The 24,442-nt window shown below is 55.7% G+C and carries 18 protein-coding genes and 1 tRNA gene; 9 read left to right on the forward strand and 10 right to left on the reverse strand.

Features of this window, described 5'->3' with window-relative positions; translation table 11 throughout:
* Positions 1 to 100: 100 nt before the first annotated feature.
* The 3 genes from parE (at position 101) to ACR3FC_RS03810 (ending at position 4,155) form a co-directional block, all read left to right on the forward strand.
* Entirely contained in the window at positions 101 to 2,059 is a 1,959-nt protein-coding gene (parE, locus tag ACR3FC_RS03800) for a DNA topoisomerase IV subunit B (protein WP_480473476.1), read from the forward strand.
* Positions 2,056 to 2,943 (forward strand): trypsin-like peptidase domain-containing protein, encoded by an 888-nt coding sequence (locus ACR3FC_RS03805; RefSeq protein ID WP_480473477.1) that lies wholly within the window; start codon positions 2,056 to 2,058, stop codon positions 2,941 to 2,943. The genes parE and ACR3FC_RS03805 overlap by 4 nt, the downstream gene beginning before the upstream one ends.
* Before the next feature lie 240 nt (positions 2,944 to 3,183).
* On the forward strand, positions 3,184 to 4,155 hold the full coding sequence (locus ACR3FC_RS03810) for a UDP-glucuronic acid decarboxylase family protein (protein WP_480473478.1): 972 nt from the start codon (positions 3,184 to 3,186) through the stop codon (positions 4,153 to 4,155).
* A 28-nt stretch (positions 4,156 to 4,183) separates the two neighbouring features.
* Here the strand turns inward: ACR3FC_RS03810 and ACR3FC_RS03815 are convergent, their stop codons facing one another.
* Together ACR3FC_RS03815 and ACR3FC_RS03820 are read right to left on the reverse strand one after the other, a co-directional pair.
* Positions 4,184 to 5,023, reverse strand: coding sequence for an EamA family transporter (locus ACR3FC_RS03815; protein WP_480476789.1), 840 nt, complete (start codon positions 5,021 to 5,023; stop codon positions 4,184 to 4,186).
* A gap of 1,004 nt (positions 5,024 to 6,027) precedes the next feature.
* Entirely contained in the window at positions 6,028 to 6,702 is a 675-nt protein-coding gene (locus ACR3FC_RS03820) for a TIGR04283 family arsenosugar biosynthesis glycosyltransferase (RefSeq protein ID WP_480473479.1), read from the reverse strand.
* A 73-nt stretch (positions 6,703 to 6,775) separates the two neighbouring features.
* On the opposite strand from ACR3FC_RS03820, the gene ygfZ reads away from it, so the two are divergent.
* Together ygfZ and ACR3FC_RS03830 are read left to right on the forward strand one after the other, a co-directional pair.
* Positions 6,776 to 7,519 carry a CAF17-like 4Fe-4S cluster assembly/insertion protein YgfZ gene (gene ygfZ / locus ACR3FC_RS03825; RefSeq protein WP_480473480.1) on the forward strand — a complete coding sequence of 248 codons (744 nt, stop codon included), beginning with the start codon at positions 6,776 to 6,778 and terminating at the stop codon, positions 7,517 to 7,519.
* 106 nt (positions 7,520 to 7,625) lie between these two features.
* The gene (locus ACR3FC_RS03830) at positions 7,626 to 8,567 is read left to right on the forward strand and encodes an ABC transporter transmembrane domain-containing protein (protein WP_480473481.1); all 942 of its coding nucleotides are present in this window, start codon (positions 7,626 to 7,628) and stop codon (positions 8,565 to 8,567) included.
* A 53-nt stretch (positions 8,568 to 8,620) separates the two neighbouring features.
* Here ACR3FC_RS03830 and efp read toward each other — a convergent pair whose 3' ends face one another.
* Positions 8,621 to 9,184 (reverse strand): elongation factor P, encoded by a 564-nt coding sequence (gene efp, locus ACR3FC_RS03835; RefSeq protein ID WP_480473482.1) that lies wholly within the window; start codon positions 9,182 to 9,184, stop codon positions 8,621 to 8,623.
* Positions 9,185 to 9,403: 219 nt separating this feature from the next.
* On the opposite strand from efp, the gene ACR3FC_RS03840 reads away from it, so the two are divergent.
* Positions 9,404 to 9,724 carry a DUF6280 family protein gene (locus ACR3FC_RS03840; RefSeq protein WP_037310273.1) on the forward strand — a complete coding sequence of 107 codons (321 nt, stop codon included), beginning with the start codon at positions 9,404 to 9,406 and terminating at the stop codon, positions 9,722 to 9,724.
* A 162-nt stretch (positions 9,725 to 9,886) separates the two neighbouring features.
* Positions 9,887 to 11,344, forward strand: a complete 1,458-nt coding sequence (locus ACR3FC_RS03845) for a cobyric acid synthase (protein ID WP_480473483.1) — start codon at positions 9,887 to 9,889, stop codon at positions 11,342 to 11,344.
* A 3-nt stretch (positions 11,345 to 11,347) separates the two neighbouring features.
* On the opposite strand, the gene ACR3FC_RS03850 is transcribed toward ACR3FC_RS03845, so the two are convergent.
* The 3 genes from ACR3FC_RS03850 to ACR3FC_RS03860 form a co-directional block, all read right to left on the reverse strand.
* Positions 11,348 to 12,121: a hypothetical protein gene (locus ACR3FC_RS03850; RefSeq protein WP_480473484.1), complete on the reverse strand. Its 774-nt coding sequence runs from the start codon at positions 12,119 to 12,121 to the stop codon at positions 11,348 to 11,350.
* A gap of 73 nt (positions 12,122 to 12,194) precedes the next feature.
* A complete protein-coding gene (locus ACR3FC_RS03855) occupies positions 12,195 to 13,613 on the reverse strand; it encodes a TolC family outer membrane protein (protein WP_480473485.1) in 1,419 nt (472 codons plus the stop codon).
* Between the two features lie 94 nt (positions 13,614 to 13,707).
* The gene (locus ACR3FC_RS03860) at positions 13,708 to 14,361 is read right to left on the reverse strand and encodes a protein-L-isoaspartate O-methyltransferase family protein (RefSeq protein ID WP_480473486.1); all 654 of its coding nucleotides are present in this window, start codon (positions 14,359 to 14,361) and stop codon (positions 13,708 to 13,710) included.
* A gap of 224 nt (positions 14,362 to 14,585) precedes the next feature.
* On the opposite strand from ACR3FC_RS03860, the gene ACR3FC_RS03865 reads away from it, so the two are divergent.
* Both ACR3FC_RS03865 and ACR3FC_RS03870 read left to right on the forward strand, forming a co-directional pair.
* Positions 14,586 to 14,659 (forward strand) — tRNA-Cys (locus ACR3FC_RS03865).
* Positions 14,660 to 14,948: 289 nt separating this feature from the next.
* Complete coding sequence (locus ACR3FC_RS03870; protein ID WP_480473487.1) at positions 14,949 to 16,310, forward strand: tyrosine-type recombinase/integrase; 1,362 nt, start codon at positions 14,949 to 14,951, stop codon at positions 16,308 to 16,310.
* Between the two features lie 10 nt (positions 16,311 to 16,320).
* On the opposite strand, the gene ACR3FC_RS03875 is transcribed toward ACR3FC_RS03870, so the two are convergent.
* From ACR3FC_RS03875 to ACR3FC_RS03890, 4 genes are all read right to left on the reverse strand, one after another.
* Entirely contained in the window at positions 16,321 to 18,906 is a 2,586-nt protein-coding gene (locus tag ACR3FC_RS03875; protein WP_480473488.1) for a DEAD/DEAH box helicase, read from the reverse strand.
* A gap of 4 nt (positions 18,907 to 18,910) precedes the next feature.
* Complete coding sequence (locus tag ACR3FC_RS03880) at positions 18,911 to 21,040, reverse strand: site-specific DNA-methyltransferase (protein ID WP_480473489.1); 2,130 nt, start codon at positions 21,038 to 21,040, stop codon at positions 18,911 to 18,913.
* 490 nt (positions 21,041 to 21,530) lie between these two features.
* Complete coding sequence (locus ACR3FC_RS03885) at positions 21,531 to 22,532, reverse strand: hypothetical protein (RefSeq protein ID WP_480473490.1); 1,002 nt, start codon at positions 22,530 to 22,532, stop codon at positions 21,531 to 21,533.
* Positions 22,533 to 23,370: 838 nt separating this feature from the next.
* Positions 23,371 to 24,366: an NAD(P)-dependent oxidoreductase gene (locus ACR3FC_RS03890; RefSeq protein ID WP_480476791.1), complete on the reverse strand. Its 996-nt coding sequence runs from the start codon at positions 24,364 to 24,366 to the stop codon at positions 23,371 to 23,373.
* Between the last annotated feature and the right edge of the window lie 76 nt (positions 24,367 to 24,442).

A 24,442-nucleotide genomic window follows, 5' to 3' on the forward strand; every position in this document is an offset into this window, starting at 1 on the left:
CAAGCGGCTTGACAGAAAATCCACAACACCTCGCGTCCCTCTTCCCCCGGACCACATCACCTGCCATAATGACGGAAACCCAAAAACAAGAGCAGCACCCATGCCCGAAGATCTGTTGACGCCCAGCGCCACCTCTACCTATGACGCCTCCTCGATAGAGGTGCTCGAAGGGCTGGAACCGGTTCGCAAACGCCCCGGCATGTATATTGGCGGCACGGATGAGCGTGCGCTGCACCATATGTTGGCCGAGATCCTCGACAACTCGATGGACGAGGCTGTGGCTGGCTATGCCAACCGGATCGAGGTCGAGCTGCATTCCGACTACGCCCTGACCGTCCGTGACAACGGGCGCGGTATCCCGATCGACCCGCATCCGAAATTTCCGGGCAAGTCCGCGTTGGAGGTGATCCTGTGCACCCTGCACGCGGGTGGCAAGTTCTCGGGCAAGGCCTATCAGACCTCGGGCGGCTTGCACGGGGTCGGTGCGTCGGTGGTGAACGCGCTGTCTGATTCGATGGTCGTGCAGGTGGCGCGGGACAAAACTCTCTATGAACAACGTTTCTCGCGCGGTATCCCGCTTGGCCCGGTCGAAAAGGTTGGCGCGGCCCCGAACCGGCGCGGTACAACGGTGACCTTCCACGCCGACCCGGACATCTTTGGCCATCACAAGTTCAAGCCCGCGCGGCTGTTCAAATCCATCCGCTCCAAGGCTTATCTGTTCTCGGGCGTCGAAATCCGCTGGAAAACCGCCATCGATGACGGCGAAACCCCGCTTGAGGCCTCGTTCCACTTTCCCGGCGGCCTGTCGGATTACCTGAAAGAGACAATGAACGGCTCGTCCACCTATGCCGAGCAACCCTTTGCGGGCACCGTCGATTTCAACGAGAAATTCGGTACCCCCGGCAAGGTCGAATGGGCCATCAACTGGACACCGTCGCGTGACGGGTTCATCCAGTCCTATTGTAACACCGTTCCCACCCCCGAAGGTGGAACCCATGTGGCCGGTTTCTGGGCTGCGATCCTTAAGGGGATCAAGGCCTATGGCGAGTTGATCAACAACAAGAAAGCCGCGCAGATCACCCGCGACGACCTGCTGACGGGTGGCTGCGCGCTGGTGTCGTGCTTTATCCGCGAGCCGGAATTCGTGGGCCAGACCAAGGACCGTCTGGCCACGGTCGAGGCGCAGCGGCTGGTCGAAAACGCGGTCCGCGACCATTTCGACAATTGGCTGGCGGCTGGTACGAAATCCGCCGGCGCGATCCTCGACTTCCTCATCCTGCGGTCTGAGGAACGCCTGCGCCGTCGGGCCGAGAAGGAAACACAACGCAAGTCCGCCACTAAGAAACTTCGTCTTCCCGGCAAGCTGGTGGACTGTTCCAGTTCAACACGCGACGGCACGGAATTATTCATCGTCGAGGGCGATTCTGCGGGCGGCTCCGCCAAGATGGGCCGCGACCGCAAAACGCAAGCCCTGTTGCCCCTGCGCGGCAAGATCCTGAACGTGTTGGGCGCGGCCAGCTCGAAACTGGGCACCAATGCCGAGATCAGCGATCTGACACAGGCGCTGGGTGTCGGCCTTGGCACCAAGTTCAACGTCGACGACCTGCGCTATGACAAAATCATTATCATGACCGACGCGGATGTGGACGGGGCGCATATCGCCGCGCTGCTGATGACGTTCTTCTTTACTCAGATGCGCCCGATGATTGACGCGGGCCACCTGTACCTGGCCTGCCCGCCTTTGTACCGCCTGACGCAGGGTGCCAAACGCGTCTATTGTCTGGACGAAGCCGAGCGCGACGAATGGCTGAAAAAAGGTCTGGGCGGCAAGGGCAAGATCGACGTGTCCCGCTTTAAGGGTCTGGGCGAGATGGACGCCAAGGACCTGAAAGAGACCACGATGGACCCCAAATCCCGGAAATTGATCCGGGTCACCATTGACGAGGACGAACCCGGCGAGACCGGCGATCTGGTCGAGCGTCTGATGGGCAAGAAGCCCGAACTGCGGTTCCAGTACATTCAGGAGAACGCGCGGTTTGTGGAGGAGTTGGATGTTTGAGGGACAAACGTCGGTTATCTGCTGTCACTCAGCGTGTTCCATTTTATGGAAAGTCAGTACATCACTATAGTCTTACCTCACTAAAGATTGAGATATTTGCTCGAGAGATAAGCCTCGGAGAAGCAACTGGCTTTTTGTACGATCACAAAGGCCAAACTGTCTTAGTTTCAAATTGGCATGTTTTTTCTGGGCGTTGTGCTAGATGCGGTCAACCACTTAATAAGTACGGTGCGCTACCAGAATCTTTCACAATTAGTTTCCACTCCCAAGCGATCATTGACTGCGAAAACATGCCGGCAGAGTACAAATTCGGCAATACTCCGTTATCAGATGACAATGGGCCACTATGGCTACAACATCCCGATGGTCAAAAAGTAGATGTTGCGGCGATCCCGTTAGGAAAGCTCCCACCTGAGGTCGTAGGATATGCCATAAATTCAGGAGCCTTTGCGTCAGGACCTGACGCTTCTATCGGAAACGATGTATATATCGTTGGTTTCCCCGAAAAGTTTCCAGTTCATCTTGGCTTGCCGATCTGGAAACGGGGTTCAATTGCGTCAGAGACGCTTGAAAAAGATGGAGTTATCTTCAAGTTCTTTGTTGACTCAGCCACTAAGAGGGGGATGTCCGGTTCGCCTGTTTATGCTCGAAGTAGGGCGATGGCAGAAGGTTCATTGCAAACGGAAAACGATGAGGAACAAGAACTCTATGTTCCGCTTGGTGTGTATTCCGGGCGAATTAGTTCGAGCGACAAGTTCTCCGCGGAAATCGGAATCGTCTGGCCAATTGGAGTTGTCGATCAAATCCTCACCAACAAAGTCCGGGCAGGAAGCTACGAACTAGTTCCTAATTTGAGCCCCAAATGCCTTCATAATCCTAGCTAACCAAATTCCTCGCGCCCGGCCCCGAGGGTGGGTGCGGAACACACCCCCCCTGGGGGGCGGGGCGGGCGCGTGCTTGATGCCTCGCATCAAGCATTGACTGGGCGGAAGACCCACCACCACCACACGCGCCCTGAAAAAACCAAAATCTGCTGCAATTCAAATCCCTTCAGTTTACTAATCAGATCAAGACCCGGCTTCCCCGTGACAAGCTGGCTTGGATTTAACGATTAAGGATTTGCAATGGCCCGCCTTTATGACAGTCGAAAACGTGTTCTCGTAACCGGTGGGGCCGGATTTCTGGGCTCGCATCTGTGCGACAGGCTTCTGGATCAGGGGCACGAGGTTTTATGCGTCGACAACCTGTTCACCGGCACCAAGCGCAACATTGACCATCTGCACAACAACCCGCGGTTCGAGTTTATGCGCCATGATGTGACCTTCCCGCTGTTCGTGGAAGTGGACGAGATCTATAACCTCGCCTGCCCGGCCTCACCCGTGCATTATCAGCACGACCCGGTGCAGACGACCAAGACCAGCGTGCATGGCGCGATCAACATGCTGGGGCTGGCGAAGCGGCTGAAATGCAAGATCTTTCAGGCCTCGACCTCTGAGGTCTATGGCGACCCGACCATCCATCCGCAGACCGAAGACTATTGGGGCAACGTCAACCCGGTTGGTCCGCGCTCGTGCTATGACGAGGGCAAGCGCTGCGCCGAGACGTTGTTCTTCGACTATCACCGTCAGATGGGGCTTGAGATCAAGGTCGCCCGCATCTTCAACACCTACGGCCCCCGAATGCACCCCGCCGACGGGCGCGTTGTGTCGAATTTCATCATGCAGGCCCTGACGGGCGAGGCGATCACGATCTTTGGCGATGGCACGCAGACCCGGTCATTCTGTTACGTGGATGATCTGATCGAAGGGTTCATCCGCCTGATGGACACCGGCTCGGACGTTACCGGCCCCGTCAATCTAGGCAATCCCAACGAATTCTCGATGAACGAGCTGGCCAGCGAGGTGCAGGCGCTTGTTGGCGCGGAAACCCCTATCAGTTTCAGGGAGTTGCCCGAGGACGATCCGAAACAACGTCAGCCCGATATCACGCTGGCGCGGACCCTGCTGAACTGGGAACCCACAGTGCAGCTGAAGGAAGGGTTGGACGCAACGATCCGGTATTTCCGGGCGCTTCAGTCAGAAGGCGCAGCCGGATAACGCGTCTCACCGTGGTTCAGAGAATGGATCAGACCGCCGTGCCGATCAGCGCGACGCCAATCGCCATGAGGACCGCGGCGCCCAGGCGTCGCATCCAGTTGCCTTCCTTCAGGAAAATGAACCCGATAAGCGCCGCAAAGATGACCGAGGTTTCCCGCAGGGCCGAAACCGCCCCAAGCGGCGCAAAGTTCTTGGCGTAAAGCACCAGACCATACGCTGTCATCGAAACCAGCCCACCCAAAAGGCCCGTCATCCATATTCTGACTGGCAGGTCTTTGAGGGTGGTGCGTTTCCTGACCCCGATAAACCCTGCAATGAACAGGTGCAGAAAGGCCCCCCACACCCAATAGCTGAGCGTATTGCCTGACAGCCGCACCCCAATCCCGTCAACCACCGAATAGATCGAAATGCAGAACCCGGTTCCCAGCGCAAATCCCAGCGCGCTGCGCCCGACGCCCGAACGCAGCGCCGCCCAGCTGCTCAGCTGAATGCCAACTGCGATCAGGGCGATCCCACCCCAGGCCTGCCAGGGCAGAACTTCGCCCACCAGCGCCATCGCCCAAAGCGAGACCAGCGCCGGAACAATCCCGCGTGCTATGGGGTAAACCACACTCAGATCGCCATGCTGGTAGGCCTTGCCCAGCATGAAGTAATAGCCGAAATGCACGACGGTCGAGAGCAGGATATAGACAAAGCTCTGCGTGTTCGGCAACGGCAGGACCATCACCATTACCGCCGCCGGCAAGACCTGACCCAACGCGACCAGACCCAGCATGGTGGTGCGGTCCGCTGCCGTTTTCACGATGGCATTCCATACGGCATGCAGCAGCGCCGCCGACAGAATAATCAGAATGACGAACAGGGTTATACCCGAACCTTTCCCGCAGAATACGCGCAACAAGGGTCTTGGGCCCTATTCACTTGGGCGTGGTGTCTGCCAAAACCGGGATTTTTGTCAAGCAGGATTCCAGTGGTCAAAATACCGCCACCGTTGGGAATGTGTCCGCAAGCCGTTTCCGGTCTCGTCCTGCGCCTTTGTGCCCGGCAAGAAGTTACAACTGCACGTGATCCCGGTTGCAGGACGTGCATCAGGTTCTAAGATCGGGCACATGAGTTTTGTGACAGACAACCAATTGCCCCTGCTTATCCTGTTTTTTCTGTCAGGATCGATCGGCACCGCCTTTTTGTTCCGCAAACCAGCGGGGCACCGGGCGTGGAAACTGGCCGATCTGGTCTGGGTCGTGCTGGGTGGTATCGGCGCATTGGTGGCTGTTCTGGCAGGGCTTTATACGTCGGACAGTTCGCGACTGGATCGTCAGATTGATGTGGCCTACGCGGCAACATTGGCATTCGACAGGGATGCCGCACGGTTTCGTCTGCGTTTCTGCGACCCTGCTTACGATCCTGACACGGCAGTGCTGTGCGACAAGGTTGAATTTCTGTCGGCTTCAACTGCCAGCAACTCGGAATTGCCCCTGTTCATCGCCGTTACCAACGAAGTAGCCCCCCTGCAGGGCCTGCACTTCCTGTTCGGAAGTCAGGCCAAGGATGAAATGGACGAGCTACGGGATATGACGGCCAAAGCCGATGCTTTCGATATCGACCAGTTTCTCGTATTCACGTCCCTGGACGACAAAACTCAGGTAGCCATCGACAACATGCGCCGTAAGGTGCCCGCGATTGCCGGAGATTATCAGATCCTAGCACAAAGCTATGACGACCTGATCGAGCAAGTCGGCAAGTTGAAGAACGAATGGGAATACCTGCAGGCCAACGCCCATATTCTGGTGCTGCAAATCGTGGCGCTTTGTCTTGTTAGCTTTGCGGCCCCCTTTCGATTGGGAAAATCTTTGGTCGAATTGCGCACGAAGCTTAACGCCGATAGCCCCGCGCCAACACCTGAGGATCAACCCCCAGAAAATAGCGCAGAAGTGTCCACAAGTTCCGCGTGCCCCGCCGAAACCAACCTGCCTGTTCATAGCGCTCCGCGCTCGTAAAGGCATGCGACCCGAGTATCTTGATCCGTGGCAATGCGCGCACCAGCGCCACATCTTCCATCAAGGGTTGGTCCGGATACCCGCCAGCCGCCAGATAGGCCTCATGCGGAACCAGCAACCCCTGATCTCCGTACGGTAAACCGAACAGCCTGCTGCGCAAATTGGCCCATCCGGCCACCCAGGCTGGCGCAAGCCCACGCGCGCGAAAAGCCAACCGAAACGCCGCTGGTGCGTTGGATGGCAGATGGGCGCTTACGCTCTTGGCCCATCCCTCTTGCAACACGGTGTCTGCATGAAGGATCAGAAGCCAGTCTCCATCAGCATGCGCGCACCCCCGGCGCAATTGACCGCCGCGCGATGGCTCACCTCTAATGACATGCGCGCCAACATCTTCTGCTATTCTCAACGTCTGGTCAGTTGAGCCTGCATCGCTGACGATCAGGTCCCGGATCAGCCCGGAATGCACCCCTTCCATCAGGGCCTCAAGGCACGCAGGCAAGGAACCGGCGGCATTCAAGGTTGGAATCACTACAGTGAGGGGTGCGGGCACGTCCGATAACCTCTGGTCTTGGCTGCGAGACTTCCTATATCACGAGGCCAAAGGCAATGACGAGGACCAAGCCATGCCCACCCGCCGCATCCTGCGCCTGACCGGCTCGGACACCGAAAACTTTTTGCAGGACCTTGTAACCAATGACGTTCAGGGATTGGGCAATGGGCTGGTCTATGCCGCACTGCTTACACCACAGGGCAAGTATCTGGCAGATTTCTTTCTGAAACGCGATGACGGTGGCGTGCTGCTGGACGTGGCCGAGCCACTTGCAGATGACCTGATCAAGCGCCTGAACATGTACAAACTCCGTGCGGATGTGGTGATCGAAGGCACGGATCTACATCTGCAACGCGGCACTGGGCCAGCACCGGACACTGCCCTGCCCGACCCCCGTCATCCGGATATGGGTTGGCGCGATTACTCGACAGCCCCAGAAGGCGATGACGGAACCGACTGGGACGCGCTGCGTGTTCGACACTGCATCCCCGAGGCGGGCGCTGAACTGACGCCAGACAGCTATATCCTCGAATCCGGGTTCGAGACGCTGAATGGTGTGGATTTCAAAAAAGGTTGCTATGTCGGTCAGGAAGTGACTGCGCGCATGAAGCACAAGACCGAGTTGCGCAAAGGCTTGCGGCGGGTCTTTGTCGAAGGATCGGTTCCGGCGGGGACTGAGATTACCGCAAACGGCAAACCCGTCGGCACCCTGTTCACGCAATCAGGCGGCCAAGGAATCGCGTATCTGCGCTTTGACCGTGCGAGTGCTGACATGCTGGCCGAAGACGTCGTGGTTCGCCTGACGGACCAAGCGTAACTTGTTGCCAAATCGGCACGGCCTTATCCGCCGTATGTTTCATAAAGTTTGAACCCGTTACCCAGCCCTGCCAATGTGTCGGCACAGGGGCAACACGGATACCCGCATGTTTCAGCTTTATTCCGCGATTTGGCGCGCCAGCGCCGGGCGGCAGATTATCCTCATCCTGTTATCCATTGCCATTGCGGCGCTTGCCGCTGTTCCGCTTGAATTTCAGCGCGATATCGTCAACCACCTTACGTCCAATGATCTTCACGTCGAAAAGCTGGTTCTGCTGGGCATCGGCATGATGATTGTCATCCTGCTGAGCCTCGCCCTGAAATGGGTTCTGGGTTTTCGCGCAGGGATATTGGGCGAAGACATGATCCGGCTGATCCGGCAACGCTTGCTCTGGCGCGCGACCGACCTTAAGGAAACGGGTGAAAACCTGCGCAAGGGCACCATGACGACCGCCATCTCGGCCGAGGCTGAGGAGCTGGGCAAGTTTGCCGGGGGCGCATTCTCGGACCCGGTGGTTCAGGTCGGAACGCTGATCAGCGTGATCGGATACATATCCTCAACGCAGCCAGGCCTTGGCCTTATCGCGTTTTCCATGATTGTACCGCAGATCATTATCGTTCTGGTGTCACAACGCAAAGTGAACACGTTCGTTGCCGAACGCGTCCGCCTGTTGCGCAGCGCCACTGACCGGCTGACCACCGAAGATATTCAGGCCGTCGAGCAGGATATCAATGCCTTGTTCGACGACATCTATGACACACGACGGCGCATGTTTCTCTGGAAGCTTTCGGCCAAGTTCCTGTTGAGCGTGATCAATGGCGCCGGAACCGTCGGTATTCTGATGTTGGGCGGTTATCTGGTGCTGCACGGCAAGACCGATGTCGGCACAGTGGTGGCCGCGACCAGCGGGCTTGGCCGGATACAGGGCCCGACCGCGTTCCTGATCGCCTTTTACAGACAAGTCAGTGCCAACCGCATCAAATACGAACTTATGTTGGAACTATTCGGCCCGGACCCCGCGCATTACCGGTACCGCAACAGTGCATAAAAAAGACCGCGCAGCGGCTGTCTGCGCGGTCTGATATTAAAAGCGACGAAACGTCACGCGCGTTCGGAATATTCCATGGTTTCGGTGTTCACGATGATCATTTCATCCTGACCGATGAACGGCGGCACCATGACTTTCACGCCATTGTCCAGAATTGCAGGCTTGAACGAGTTCGCGGCGGTCTGACCTTTTACGACCGGCTCAGTTTCGACGATCTTGCAGGTCACTTTCTGCGGCAGCGTCGCGTTCAGCGCTTCACTTTCGTAGAATTCGACAACAATCGTCATGCCATCTTGAAGGAACGGACGACGCTCGCCCAGCAAATCCGCTGGCAATTCAATCTGTTCGTATGTTTCGGCATCCATGAAGACCAGCATGCCATCGGTTTCATACAGGAACTGCTGATCCTTCTGCTCAAGGCGCACACGCTCAACCTTGTCAGCTGAGCGGAACCGTTCGTTCAGTTTTGAACCATTGCGCAGGTTGCGCAGTTCGACCTGCGCGAAAGCGCCGCCCTTGCCGGGCTTCACATGGTCAACCTTGACCGCGGCCCAAAGGCCTTCGTTATGCTCAAGCACATTGCCGGGGCGAATTTCGTTCCCATTTATCTTGGGCATTACATAAATCCTTCACAAACGGTTGATGCGTCAGTTGCGCCTCCTATATCTGGCGGGAACATACCTGACAAGACAACCAAACCTAGTGCTGCAGGTGCAGCGAGATATGCAAGTGACGCAACGCAACTATGCATATTAGCTGTATCCGAATCGCACTTTATCGGTCATAAGGACCGTCACGCCGAAAATTGCAAGAGCAAGAAAAACAAGGAAGACGAGATGAGAGATTTCGTTGACGGCACTGCCTTTAACAACGAACAAGGCAATCGTGCTCGCAAACTTTTCGCGGCCGTTGTGTTGGCCGCACTCGATGACGCCATTGCCGATGACAAGAAATATGGCAATGGTCCGGAACAAATCGCCCGTTGGGCGCGCTCGCGCGATGGACGCGAAGTGCTGTCTTGCGCGGGAATCGACCCGAACGAACGGGTTGTCAGCGGACTGATGGAGTTCGTTGGCCGTGGCGTGCGGACCTCGGTCGCGCTGTCGCGTGAAGAAAGCGAGCGTCGCAACGCCGCTCAGCAGGCTGAAGCTGCCTGATCGAAGGCTGTTTCAACTCAGAAAAAACGCGCTCTGCCATCAGAGCGCGTTTTTCTATGCGTATACCGCCACAATCCCGATCCCGGGCGTCAAGGTGAGTTCGGGGCTTCCCCTGCCCGCCCAAATCAGGTCATCTGCGCTTTGACAGGTAGGAGACAATCCATGGTTCGCGCCATCATGATTCAAGGCACCGGCAGCAATGTCGGAAAATCCGTTCTGGTGGCGGGGCTTGCGCGAGCTTTTACACGGAGAGGTCTTCGGGTTGCGCCCTTCAAGCCGCAGAACATGTCGAACAATGCTGCTGTTACGGAAAACGGTGGGGAAATCGGTCGCGCACAGGCCCTTCAGGCACGGGCGGCAAGGCGGGCGACGCATACGGATATGAACCCTGTATTGCTGAAACCTGAAACAGATACCGGCGCGCAGATCATCGTTCAGGGGCAGCGCGCGGGCACCATGAAGGCCGGTGATTATCGCAAGGATAAATCCAGGCTGTTAAGCGCCGCACTGGAAAGCTTTGACCGACTGTGCAGCGATGCGGATCTGGTTCTGATCGAAGGTGCGGGCAGCCCGGCCGAAACCAACCTGCGCAAGGGTGACATCGCCAATATGGGCTTTGCCTGCGCTGCGAATATACCTGTTATACTTGTCGGCGACATTCACCGCGGCGGTGTGATCGCACAGATCGTTGGCACTCAGGCGGTTCTGGATGAGGGTGATCTTGCGCGAATTCGGGGCTTCGCCGTCAATCGGTTCAAGGGTGATGTGTCCCTTTTTGACGAAGGGCGCGATGACATCGCCTCTCTTACCGGGTGGCCCTGTTTGGGGGTTGTGCCATGGTTTCACGACGCCTGGAAGCTTCCGGCCGAAGATATGATGGACATCCGCTCTCACACAGGCGGCACATGCAAGGTTGTTGTGCCACAGCTTGAACGGATGGCGAATTTCGACGACCTTGACCCCTTGTCTGCCGAACCCGGAGTGAGCGTCGAGATCATTCCGGCCGGACGCCCATTGCCGGGCGATGCCGATCTGGTTTTGCTACCGGGCAGCAAGTCCACCATCGGAGATCTGGCCTATTTCCGCGCACAAGGCTGGGACATCGACCTGTTTGGCCATGTCCGGCGCGGCGGGCATGTTCTGGGTCTCTGTGGCGGCTTTCAAATGCTGGGCAAGACCATCTCCGACCCCGATGGCGTGGACGGTCGACCGGGTAAGGTCGAAGGGTTGGGGTTGCTGGATGTAGACACGGTCATGGGGGGACAAAAGCAAGTTGTCCTGCGTAAGGCCCATGCCTTGCCGGACCGAGAGCCGGTCACCGGATACGAAATCCACATGGGCCATACAGACGGACCGGATTGCGCCAATGCATGGCTTGAGGTCGAAGGCCGCCCCGAGGGCGCGGCCAGCGCAAACGGGCGGATCAAGGGAAGCTATCTGCACGGTATCTTTTCGTCCGACGCATTCCGGGCGCGGTATTTGTCAGCGTTAGGCGTGACCTCGGACCTGTCCTATGAAGATGGCGTCGAGCAGGCGCTGGACGATCTGGCCGATCATCTGGAGCGCCACATGGATCTTGACCTGCTGCTCAGCCTCGCGCAGCCCCCGCACCGCAGCTGACCGTTACTCCAGATCCTGAGCCGCAAGAGCGCGGGCGATCTCTCGTCTGACCATCTTGCGCACATTTCTTGTAATTCGCTCGCCCATCGTTCCTTGCAGTTCGGTGCGGACAACCTCTGCGATCAGGGCGCGCAGAGCGTCCTCGTCCATGTCGATCGTCCTGACGTTTTCGTCGGAATCAGCATCAGACACAACAGCCTGAGACGACCGGATGAATTTCGCCTGATAAGGTGCACCTTCGTCCTGCTGAGCCGCCTCTGGTTCGTCGCCTCCAGCAGCATCAATCGACATCGCAGCGGCAAATTCTTCTTCGACATCCCATGGCAGCGCATGAGACGGTGTGCCCGAATATGCATCCTGGCTGTCACCGTCCGGTTCCCACTGGTCTTCTGTTTGTGCAATGGCCGCTTCCAACGCTTCGATCTTTGCACTCAGGCTGATTGCAGCATCATCCGACGGGGCGTGTTTCATCTCGGCTGCTTCTGGCTTGTCCTCGTCGGCGTTCGCGGGTTGACCCGTCTGAACGATGTCACAGGTTCGCAGCAACATCGGCTTGGCGGCATCTGTAACTTCGGCTTTGGATACAGCTTTAGCGGGAATCACTCCCAACTGATCTGGTGTGCTGATCCGCAAAGCATCGGTAAGCACCAGCCGCCCCGGCTTGCGTGCCTTAGTCGTTTGATCCGAGACGGATTTATCACGACTGTCTTCACTGACCAGACGTTTGACCGAAGACAGAACGTCTTCGATCCCTGCTTTCACGACATTATCAGACATTGTTCTCTACCGCTCTATCCTTGGATCAAGTGTAGCCAAACAATCCGTGCCTCACAACAAATAGTATTGGCGATCAGTCCCGGCGCAACGCTTTGAGAACACGATCCAGATCCTTGCTTTGCTTGCTGACCTGTGCAGGTGCATTCTTGACCAGGTTGTAATACAAAGTCGGATCATAGATTTGCACCGCCAGCCCAAGACGCTCGGCTGTCAGAAGGCCCTGCGCCTGCAACAACTGATAGGCAGCCCGCGACCGTTCGGTGCGCGAAGCAACTTCCGCCAGCTGTGCATCCAGCAAATCCTGCTGTGCATTCAATACATCCAGAGTTGTTCGCGCGCCCAGAGTCGCCTCTTCCCGGATGCCATCAAATGCCACCTGCGAGGCGTTAACGCGCTCGGTTGACGCCCTCAAACTGGCGCTGGCCGCCTGAAACGCCGCATACCGGTCGGTCACACCCTGCGTGATGTTCTTTTGAACGTTCAGAAGATTCGCACGCGAGGCATCGCGGCTGGCCATCGCGCGGCGCACATTTGCCGCCAACCGGCCACCTGCGTAGATGGGTTGATTGAAGTTCAGCGACACGGTCGCGTCGTTCACATAGTCATTATTGTCATAGCGCTCGGACACGCCTGCATCGGCATTCAGGCTGACATTCGGCCCAAGGTTGGCCCGCTGTTGCTGCACGACCAGATCGAACGCCCTGACCTGATGCTGTGCCGACAGAATGGCCGGGTGGTTGCGTTGCGCCAGGTTCACAGCTTCAGCTTCGGAACGCGGCAGATTGGGCAGGCTCGGCTGGCCAGCCGTTCGCCCCGGTGCCTTTCCGACCGCGTTCACGTATTCGGCCTGGGCAATGCTCAATTCACCGCGTGCCACAGCCAGATCCGCCTGAGAGCTTGCCAGCTGCGCTTCGGACAATGCGACGTCCGTCCGGGTTACTTCGCCCACTTCGAAGCGGTCATTCGACGCCCTAAGTTCCTCTGCCGACACATCCACGTTGTTCTGGCGGATCGCCACGGTCTCTTCCTGCAACAGGACGCCCAGATAGGCATTTGCTGCGCGGATAAGAACCTGTTGTTCGATATCGATCAGGGTTTGCCGGGTCGATAGCACCGTTTCCTGCGCCGACTGCTTGCCCAGCACCGACGCGCCGCCATCATACAAAAGCTGGCTCAGCGTCAGGCCCGAAAAGAACCGCGACGGCTCGTTTGTCGTCACGACGTTATTGACCCGCGAACGGGTGTAATCCTGGCTGACCTGCACGGTCCAGTTGATGATTGGCCGCAACGCAGAAAGCGCAATGGCCACATCTTCATCCGCCGCGCGCAGCAACGCCCGGTTCTGCTCAAGCAAACCACTGGTGTTATACGCGCCGATGAACGCATCCGTTATGTTGTCTGCCCACGCTGCACGCCCTGGCATCACGCTCATGGCAAGTCCTGCGGTCACAGCAAACGCCCTGACCAGCTTACCTGTCGCCGAACCACGCATACCAAAATCCTCTCAAACGAAATTACACTGCCCTACAGGCAGTTTGCGGCCTTCTTTTCAACTAATCAAGGCGATAGAAAAATCTATCGGCGGACTATAGCGAAAATGCACACTCTGCCGAAAAACCTTCCAGAACCGGCGCATGGGCATTGAACACATCACGCCAACTGACGCGACCACCGGTTTTTCGACCGATCCGCACGGTACCCAGGTTGCTGTTGACAAACAGACACACAATCCGACCGTGGTCCTTGAGCTGATCCAACAGGGCATCGGGCACCTGCTCGACACCGCCCTGCACCATGATCGCATCATAGGGGCCGTGTTCCGCCACACCCTGTTCCAACGCGCCGACGTGGATGATGGCGTTGTGCACGTCAGCCTCGGCCAAGAGGTTTTGCGCCTCGGCTGCAAGGGTTTCGTCGCATTCAACACCCACAACCAACTCAGCCATCCGTGCGGTGACAGCCGTGGAATATCCCATTGCCGGAGCGATATCGAGGACCATCTCATCCTTGGATATGTTCAGCACGTCCAGCATTTTAGCCAGGGTCCGCGGCTCCAGCATGCTGCGCCCTCCACCCAGATCAATCAGGCCGTCCACATAGGCCGCCTCGCGTTGAGAATCGGGTACGAAGCTTTCCCGCGGAACACTCAGCATAGCCTCAATGATCGGGAACTTGGTGACGTCAGAGGGGCGGATCTGTGTATCAACCATTGTGCGGCGCCGGGCTGCGAAGTCAGTCATTGGATATCTCGTCTCATTCCCAAAGATGTCGGGCTTGTGCCATATCCTGAACCTTCCAGCAACGCCCCTGTTGCCGCAACCTGAATCGTGATCACCTTCTTGGGCATGGACTTCGGCAAATTTCAGTCTTGCCGGCAAATTCGCACGCAATCCACTGGACGCCCCAGAGGAAAGCTGTTAAAAACCCAATCACACCACGGCAAGTATTTGATTTTACTTGAAAAGGCGAGTTGGCGGAGTGGTGACGCAGCGGATTGCAAATCCGTGTACACCGGTTCGATTCCGGTACTCGCCTCCATTTTATTCTAAATCATTGACTTAGCCCTGTGGTGCTCGGGTGTGACACAAAGTGGGACACACCTACAATGATGCAGTCATCCTATCTAAGCCTTTCTAGACACGGTGTTTATTACTTCCGGTGGCCTATCCCTCCGTCTTCTGAGCAAAAGAGAACATCTGTAAGAATATCGCTGCGCACTCGCTGCCCGCATAGGGCTGGTGATCTGGCGCGCTTTCTTGCATCTTGCGGTCGATTAATACCGGATCAAACAAACGTGCCCCGACTAAGACAAGACCAAATCCGATCAATGGTGCATCGGTACTTCAAGGCTTCGCTCGACAAGTATCTGGAACGGCTAAACGACAAAGGCTTTCCAGATGGATCAATCAGTGCGATGCAGCAAGAGATTGAAATCCATGAAAACGCTACAGACGGCGAGGACCTACTGTCTGACCTTTATCTCGACAGCAATGCGTTTTGCAAAGCCTCTGACATAAACCCACAGGACTGGGAAGATAACGAGATTGACCTTCGCCGGGAGTGGCGAAAGGGGCGTAGAGATATGCTCAGGCGCGTTCTGGAGGCCGTAGAACGCCTTGAACACTATTCTTATGATGACGCCCCAGCCGCTACTGTATCGCCGCCCACAAAGACGCTCCCCGCCTCTTCGCCAATAGGCATGGCAATTGATGACTTCATCGCGGAACATTCGCGTCAATGGGCGGAAAAAACAGTCGGCCAGAACCGCGCGTACCTGAATATTCTTATTGAATACTTCGGGCCAGATAGGTTGCTGGGCACGATAACAAAGCAGGATGCGAACGAAGTCAAAAAGGTTCTGCAAGCCTTACCATCCAGCCGGAACACCAAGCCCGCCCTGAAAAACATGCCTTTGATGGAAGTCATCAAGCTGCCGGGTCAGAAGACAATCGCCCCCAAAACGATCAATAGCCACATACAAATGTTCAAAGGGTTTTTTGATTGGGCCGAACGACACGGATACTCACCGCATAGCCTCTTCGACGGCATGAAGGTGGCAAAGGCCAAAAACAGCGTAACCGAACGCAAACCCTTCAAGCCCGACCACGCCCGCTTGATTTACAAAGAACTAACAGAAAACCCGTCTGGGCTGGTGCGCAAGGAATGCCATAAGTGGGGTATGCTACTAGGAATGTTCACAGGTGCGCGCCTGAACGAGATATGCCAACTAGACATCGCCGATGTTCAACAAGAAGGTGGCGTATGGTATCTTAACATTACAGATGAGGGCGAGGACCAGCGGGTGAAGTCTGATGCCGGAAGACGCAAAGTACCCGTACACGCCGAATTGATACGCCTAGGTTTCTTGAACTTTGTAGAGAGCAGAAAGTCAGGGACACGCCTATTCCCTGAATACAGCTTCAACGCAAACGGGGGTTATGGACGCAACCTAGGACGCTGGTGCAACGAGAGTTTCTTGAAAAAGCTGCGCATTAAAGAGCCCGGCTTGGTATTCCACAGCTTCCGGCACACGGTCGTGACACGACTGAGCCAAGCCGGAGTAGCTGAGCCCATTGTACAGTGTATCGTCGGCCACGCTCGATCTGGCGTAACTCAAGAAGTGTACATGAGAGAAGGCTACCAGCTAAACCAACTCAAGACCGCGCTAGACAAATTCAATCCCTGCTGAGCTTTCAAACCTAACTCGGGTACGGCTTTGAATGCGGCCCCTCGAAAAGAGACTTGGCGCTGGGGGCCGCAGCGATTGCAGCCCGAACATCTGCATCTTTGAGGTCCAACGATTGGAAGCCCAACGCTTCAATCTTTGCTACAGCTTCAATGCGGCCAAATTCATCACCATGGCGTTCGGCATAATCTTTCAGACCGAGCAACTTCGGCAATGAATCAGCCAAGTGTTGCCCATGCGGGTCAACAAGATTGGCCTTAACGCTACCGTCACTGGATTGTTCAAAGAAAACAAAGTCAGGTCGCAGGATACTTGCCTGACCGTCTTCATCGTAAACGATTCCCAAGGATTCGGGCTTTGCAGACGACGGATTGCGGTACCATGCCACAGATGTTTCTAGCGCCATTTCCACTTCGATCACTCTGGCTTCCCATGAGTTCAGTGCGTCAGGGTATTTACCATCTTCATCACACAAAAGATGGTGATCATGACGCGGCAAAGGAACTTCGGTGCCGTTTTCCCTAACTTCGACTGTTGGCTGCAGCCTGTTCTTTGGCATAGCAAGCGTCACGTCCAGTGGTTCGGCGCTGAGTTCGCGCAACTCTCGGTATACGTCCTGCCGCTCATCAGTCAGCGCCTTGATTGCAGCCTCTTGCGCAGTAAGCCATGTATTTGCCAAGGCTTCCGCCTCAGCTTCCAGTGTGACTTTCACAACGTCTATCAACCCGAGCGCGGCCACATCCGTATGCGCCTCGATCAAGGCTTCTTCATAGTCTTCTGCATCGGTGTTTTGGTCAGCCAAATATTCGCTGTAAGTCTTTGCCAAGTCAGGGGAAAGCAGGCGAGCTGCACGTCTATAGGCTTCTTCGATCACCGCATAGTCAGCTGCTTCTACAAAGTCATTAAAGGACATTTCTTGCGTTTCAACATCCGCACTGACAGTCTTACCCTCGACAGTGAGGACGTCTGTCCGGGCCTTGGCAATGTCAGCGGTGAGTGCTGTTCGCTGTGCATCCAACACACCATGCAAGTGCGCATGTGCCTGTTTGCCAGCATTTGGCAACAAGCCGTCGGCTGCTAGCTCATGTGCCAAGGCTGTGAGACGCTTTACTGGCCGCGCCTGTTTCTTGGGCAATGCAGCAGAAGGCAGGCTAGTCAGTTTGTCCCAAACCGCCTGCGGTACATTCGGGTTTGGGGCCGTCTCTATCGGATTGATCAGCACTCGGCGTCCCGGCAACTTGTCACCTGCCTCGCCGCCCGACATAAGCACCTCAACAACGGCCTTCACCGTGTCTTGATTAAACTTGGGCAATAAGCAATCGACCGAGTTCAGCCGCTCGTTGCCCGGTATACGCCGCGCAAGCGGTGTCCTCACCATGCGGCCCAATAGCTGCGTGATATGTGTTTGGTCTGATGCGGCTCGGAAAGACACCATTACTTCGGCCCTTGGACAATCCCAGCCAGTGCTGATTGCATCCTTCGCCAGCAAGACCCTTACATGGTCAGCCTCTTGAACGCGCTGCGGTTCGATGTAGGGCACGACAAAGCCGCCGAAGTTCTCTTCCTTATGTTCCCCGAACACGTTGTAAACGCTGTCCGGCGTCAGGTCAGGCCACGCGTCGAAGATGGTTTGCAACCACGCACCTACATCATCTTTGTTGGGCGAGTTCGGTACCTGCAACACCATGAGCGGTTTGACCTTCGCTGTGTCGCCCTGTTCATCAGCATAGGCGGCCCAAGCCTTGCTAGACTCTTTCAGCTTCTCTGTCCCCCGCCGAAGCAAGACTGTGGTGAAGTCACCTTGTTCATCTGGCACGTCCAAAGTGATCGTGTCCTTGAGCAAGCCTGACTCTTGCACCAGCTTGGAATCAACCACCACGTTCGGCAGGGCCGTGCGGTCCTTCATCGACTTCACAGCATCGTTGAACCTTTGCACGGTTGCTGACACACCCCAGACAATCGGAATACCGGGCACCGTGCCTTGGCCGTTGATCAAACGCGTCACGATGGTCTGTGTGCCCTTCACCGCGTCGCGCATCCCCCGGTGCGCCTCATCCAAAACCAAATAAAGCGTCAGGTCCGGGTCTTCGACGGTGTTGCGGATTGTGTCCCAGATTGTATGGGACCGACTGTCGGGCATGATCGGCGTTCCGTCGATTGTCAGAACGCCTTGGTCCGACGGGTCAGCACCCCGTACCAGCATTGAGTTCTTGGACAGCTTCTGCGTGTTCAAGAAATATACTTTGCCCGGTTCAAACACCTCACGCGAGAAAGTGTTCTCTACCGTCACAAGGTCAAAGGTCGTCAGTTTGTCCGCCGCCTCTTGCAGCCGCCAGCGGGACTGTTCGTTCAGAGACGGGTCGTCGGAAAACCAGATTACTACCGCGCCGGGGTCAGGCTCAAAGTCGTAGTCGTCAGAGCCGAAGAACAGTGCCTCAAACACCGCCGCGGCCATGACCGTTTTACCGGCACCTGTAGTTGCGGTCAGCGAGAAAGCCGTGGTCATATTGTCATCTTGCCACCACTTCTTGGCTTTCCTCAGGCGGTCCAGAACTTGGGCCACCGCGTCGTCTTGGTAGTCTTTGAGTGTAAATTTCATCTTCTTAGCGCCCCATCGAGAAGCGGAAATTGGTCAGATAGGATTCGTAGAGCCGCACTGCCTCAACCCCGTCAGGCAGGCCCTGTGCGACCGACTGAAAGCGTCTGTCGTCGTCGGTGACGATATAGGCGATGCGGATAGTGCCCTTGGCCTCTATCGCTTCGATATAGGGCGCTGCAGCGTCCAGATCGGTCAGCAGGCCATAGGTGTCGGCAATGTCCCAGCCCGCGTCAGGCAGGTTCTCAATGCGCTGCCCTTCGCTGCCTGCCTTTATCCAGAGAAGCGGCGCGATACGGGCAAAGGCGCGGTTGTGGCTGACCGAGACCGGGGTTTCATAGGTGAGCGTGAAGAACTCGGCATTTTCCTCAAAACCATCGGCCATTGGAAACTCATCGGTGAACTTGTAGTCGCCCTTGATCGGGTCGCCATCCGGCGTCTGGCCAGTGATCGCGGCCTTGATGCGCGGCTTGGTGATGTAGTCGCAAATACCCCATTGCTCCCACTCACGATCTCCGGGACGCAGGTTTCGTTGGCGCAGGGCCTTTTGTTCGTCGGCCGACACTTCATTGTTGGTGATCGAGATACATTGCCGTCTGCCGTTATCCTGCTTGTTCAAACGCATGACAGCGTGTGCAGTGGTGCCGGAGCCAGAGAAGAAGTCCAGAATGGTCGCATTACTCTTGTCTTTCACGAAGAAACGCACTGCATCCTCAACAGCGTATAGGCTTTTGGGGAATGGAAACTTCCGATCCGGCAAACAATTTCTTAGGAGCTTTGTACCACCTTGTTCCGCGCTATGAGACGGCAATCTCCATTGCGTACCGGGTATAAACAAAGAGTCATAGTTGGAATGATCTACGATTACGGAGTTGTCAGCGTTCCTACCAATAATTGGAAAAACACCAGCTTCAATTTTGTTTTGGCCACCTCTCTTGATATACGAGACTGTAGTATTGCTCTCTCGCCATTTACCAAGTTTCAGATATCCCTTTTCTAGAAGGGAACGAGCATTCTGTGCGCTGATTTGCCAATTCCCTTCGGTGCCGTTCTGCCGAATTGGCCAAATGGAAACCGTTCCTTCTGGCGAGCTTTGTTCGCGCCAATCAGGGCCGAAAAACGCGTCACCAATTGAATGAACGTAGGCTTGCTGGTCCTTTTCATAGGCATAAATCGGATAGAACTGATTAGGGCTATCTTCTCGTTGAGTATTGCTACCTGACCTCAGCAGCCCGTCCCAGCGGAGTTTCTCCGCCCTTTGATCCCTTGTTATTCGCCACTCAACAGGAAGCGGCAACTCCTGCGGCGCAGAAGCACCATTAAAAACAAAGAAAACGTACTCATCGGTCCTTCTAAACGCTGACGCCCGAGCGGCGCCGGACGGATTTATCACGGAACTCACCATTTGAACCTGCGCTTCCGGAAAAGTTTGCTCCAGAAGAAGACCCAGTCTAAGGAATTCCTTTTCATCAATCGACACGATCAGGACAGAATCGGACGGATCAAGCAACTGTCGCGCAACTTTCAAGCGCCGCTCCATAAAAGCCAGCCACTTAGAGTGACGATACAGGTCATCACCTTCCACATAGTCGTTGTTGTATTTCCAGTCTTTCGCGCCGGTATTGTAAGGCGGGTCGATATAGATCACGTCGATCTTGCCACGATGGGTGTAGGTCAGCGCCTCTAGTGCGTGGAAGTTTTCACCATTGATCACCGTGTGGTGGGGCTTGTCGCCGCCGTGCTCGACTTTACCGGTGCTGGTTAAACCGGGATAGATGTAGTCGCGGAATTCGGCCACAACGATCAGGTCTTCGACGGCCACAGTCTGCACCTCTGGCTCTGCAGTCTGGTGCAACGTCAGGTCGGCCAATCGCTTGCCATCGTGCCTGTGGGTACGGTTAACCTTCCACAGCCGCTGGTCGCCTTTCTCCAAGCTGCCACGAGGCGGCAATACGCGCACCTTGTCACCCTTGCGAATAGGTCGACCGGGAAGTTCCACACTCTCAGGCGCATGACGTTCAAAGTTCAGCCCAAAGGCTCGGCGATTGGCCAACGCCTTGAACTCCCGTTCCAGTTCATTGCCGAGTGTCGCGTCCTTGGCCTTGGCCTGTGCAATCAGATCGGTCAGGCGTGACATGAGTCATCTCTTAGAATGAAGGAAACGAAAATCTCGTGAATACTCTGCACGTGCCTTACTGTCATGTTCTTGCTCTTGCGACCGAAATGGCCGGTTTGGATTCTTACTAAATGTGGTGGGAGGCTCTGCCCTCGCCGCTACAATTGCAGAGTGCAAACCAAGAGGCCAGTCGAAACTTCGGGTGTTTGCCATGGATCGACGTCGAACCGCACCGACGTGATTTGCTGACTACGAGAAACAAAACATCAGCATACAAGAACCTCGGGGAACGACATCTTGATGTGCGGAAAGAGGCACTTAGAGTCGCAAGGAGTTTGCCAAAGGTATACCCGTCACTCCATTCCATCGGGTTGAAATGCTCCCGTCATGGCGTGGACAGAGACCACATATGCATAGCGCAAGAGAGACGCCGGACCGGTGCTCCGCTGATACCGAGTTTCCTTATTCGCCCCGGTAATGGGAGAGTTGTTGTGGGAGAAGGAATATTGGGTCACTCCCTTCCTACCAAAGAAGCCTTTACTTCCACTTCTGGTACTTGGCCGTACTTTCTGTGAAACTGATCTTTCATGACTGAAACAAGTTCATCTCGCAGATGAGACTGTACAACGAAGGCGTCATGAATAGGTAAGATCGGATGCCCTTGCCGGACAAAGTGCAGCATTACTCTTTCAGCCAGATCACTTTCCTCACGCTGCAGCTTTAGGCCCGCGTCCTGCCCAATCAAATTCTGGACCATCGGGTAAGCGTCCAAAACGGCTTGACGGAACTCGGCGGCAGTCATCCCATGTTCGCCTTCATCAAACCCTCTAGGCTCGGCTATGTGTCTGGATTGCGCATTGAGAAAAGCGGCCAGTGTAGACTTTGCATGATCGCGAAGTACGCTACCGGCAACAACACCCTTGATTGCTGAATACGGGTCTGCAGGTATAGTGGCGTTCGCCTTTGCCAATAGTACCGCTGGATTAAAGCCTCTGTAGTCGACCTCTACTGTTCTCTCTCCATTGATCCTCACCGTTCGCCTCACATGCTTGCGCACGTATTGCCACCATCCTCCATGGAACCTGCCACCTTGTTCAAACGTGCCGTTGTTGAAGATGCGGCGCAGGTACTTTGCATTCTCTGAAAACGCTAGGTCTGCGTAATCCTTGCTTATGTCTTCGTACCCCAAGGGCTTTATTGAGGTAATGTCAGCCTGCCCATTAACCTCATTGATCAAGTGAAGTGCGGCCCTCATGGCATGGGTCGGCCCTGTGTCATGGTACTTAATAGGTTGCTTTTCGCTATCCCTTAGTATCAGCACCTCATCTGGCTCTGCAGTCTTGAAGGCACTCATGGTCAGCTGTTCTGTGTACAGTGCCTTTATCGACGTTGGCGTCATTGCAAAACGGGTATGCTGTGCATTGTCCCCGTATTGGTATCCATCCGCGGTGATGCATATGAGGTCTGCACTCAACAGCCAATCAAGTGCCATGCGGAAGCGATGGGTAGTCATGTATGCCGGTCTATACCTGCTCTCACGATCAAGGCGCTGCTTCTGCCGCCCTATTCCTACAGACATTCCGCATTTCTTCACATGGGCCCGTAACACATTGACAAGCACAGTCCCTGCGCAATCACTGAACTTTTGCTGTTCTTGTTGATTACGTTTGCGTGCGTAGCTTGCTTGCCAATGTGCGCAAAGCCCCTTTAGCGTGGCATCCAACCTAGCCTGAGCTTGCTCATTGTTGAGTTGTAGATACGGCTCGAAAGCCCAAGACTGCGCGGCTCCTTGATCGGGTAGGTTAGCCTCTTCTATAGCTTGCCTAATGTGCCTCAGAAACTCTTGGCTCCGGTCTTGGTTCATTACGAAAATCCGACATATTTTTGCGCGCACCTATCTATCTTCTTTGTCGAACCCACTTCCCCCATACCCCTCACTTCTGTCTGTGTTGTTTGCTTGGCTCCTTAGCCGGGCTTCTGGGAAGTATCTAGTCCATCAGACTTCGACACTAGAGGTTAGCACCCTTTGCCATCGCTTTTTGGGCGTTGACATTACCCGAACCAATCTCCAGCTTGTGTGACACAAAGTGAGACACACAAGCCAACCTCGCTCCCGATAACTATGGGTATTCAATGGCTTAGCAAAATGGTAGCGGGTCCGGTACTCGCCTCCAATCACATCAAAATCGCTGACTTAACCCCGCAGTACACGCGTGCGACGCTCGGTATTTCAAGACGTTCAAGGCCCGCGATTCTGTCGAATTGCGGGCCAGATATGGCGTGTTTTTCGGAACTCCTGCCTACCCCTGCTCGTTCAAGGGGCCCGATTTTGTCTGGTATGTGCTTTACGTTCAGGCGCGCCCTTGTGGCACAACCTCGTATCCCGGCTCCTCCGGCTCATCATCCGTCATTTCGGCAGGGAAGCCCGGGGCGGTGATATCCAGGCCGGTTGCCTCTTCCAGCCGCTTGATAATATTTGGTGAAAGCTCGCGTTCGCCATAGCGTGCGATACCATCGTTAAAGATATTGATCATCACCGGGTTTATTTCCAGCGGCACCCCGGCGCGGTCGGCGACCTCCTGAAACAGACCGATATCCTTCTTCACCAGATCCATGGTGAAGGAAATATCGCGCGACCCGTTCAAGATGACCTGACTTTCGGTTTCGTGCACGAAGGACGTGCCGGACGAGATTTTGATCGCCTCATAGGTCGTGTTCAGATCCATCCCCGCAGCCTTTGCCGTAACCAGTGCTTCGGCGCAGGTGATCAGGTTGGCGGTGGCAAGATAATTGGTCATCACTTTCAGCACCGAGGCCGAGCCCAGTTCGCCGGTGTGCAAAACCCGACGACCCATTGTCGTCAGGAACGGCAGAATTCGTTCAAACGTTTCCCGGTTACAGCCCGCAAAGATCGAGATATTGCCCGTCGCGGCACGGTGGCACCCGCCAGAAACCGGGCAATCGACGGCCGCACCGCCGCGCGATATGACTTCGGCACCTAGGCGTTTGACTTCGGCCTCGTCCGTGGTCGACATCTCCATCCAGATCTTGCCGGGGCCCACTTCGGGCAACATCTCCTGCATGACTGCGTCCGATGCTGCCGGAGACGGCAGACAGGTGATCACCGCATCGCAATCGCGCATCAACTGGGCGGGCCCCTCAGCCGCCTTTGCACCTTTGGCGACAAACTCGGCCACCAGATCCGCGTTCAGGTCATGCACAGTCAGATCAATGCCGTTGCGCAAAAGGGATCCCGAAAGCTTGCCGCCTACGTTACCCAGACCGATAAATCCCACTTTCATATGACGCATCTCCAAGTTCGTCGTTTTCCCGTCATGCGACCACATACCGAACACATTCTTCATGCCGCCGAACGACGCCTACAGGTCGCTTTTTTCTCCTTGGCTTATTTGTTGCGCGCGA

This window comes from Ruegeria sp. AF3 (assembly GCF_056536285.1).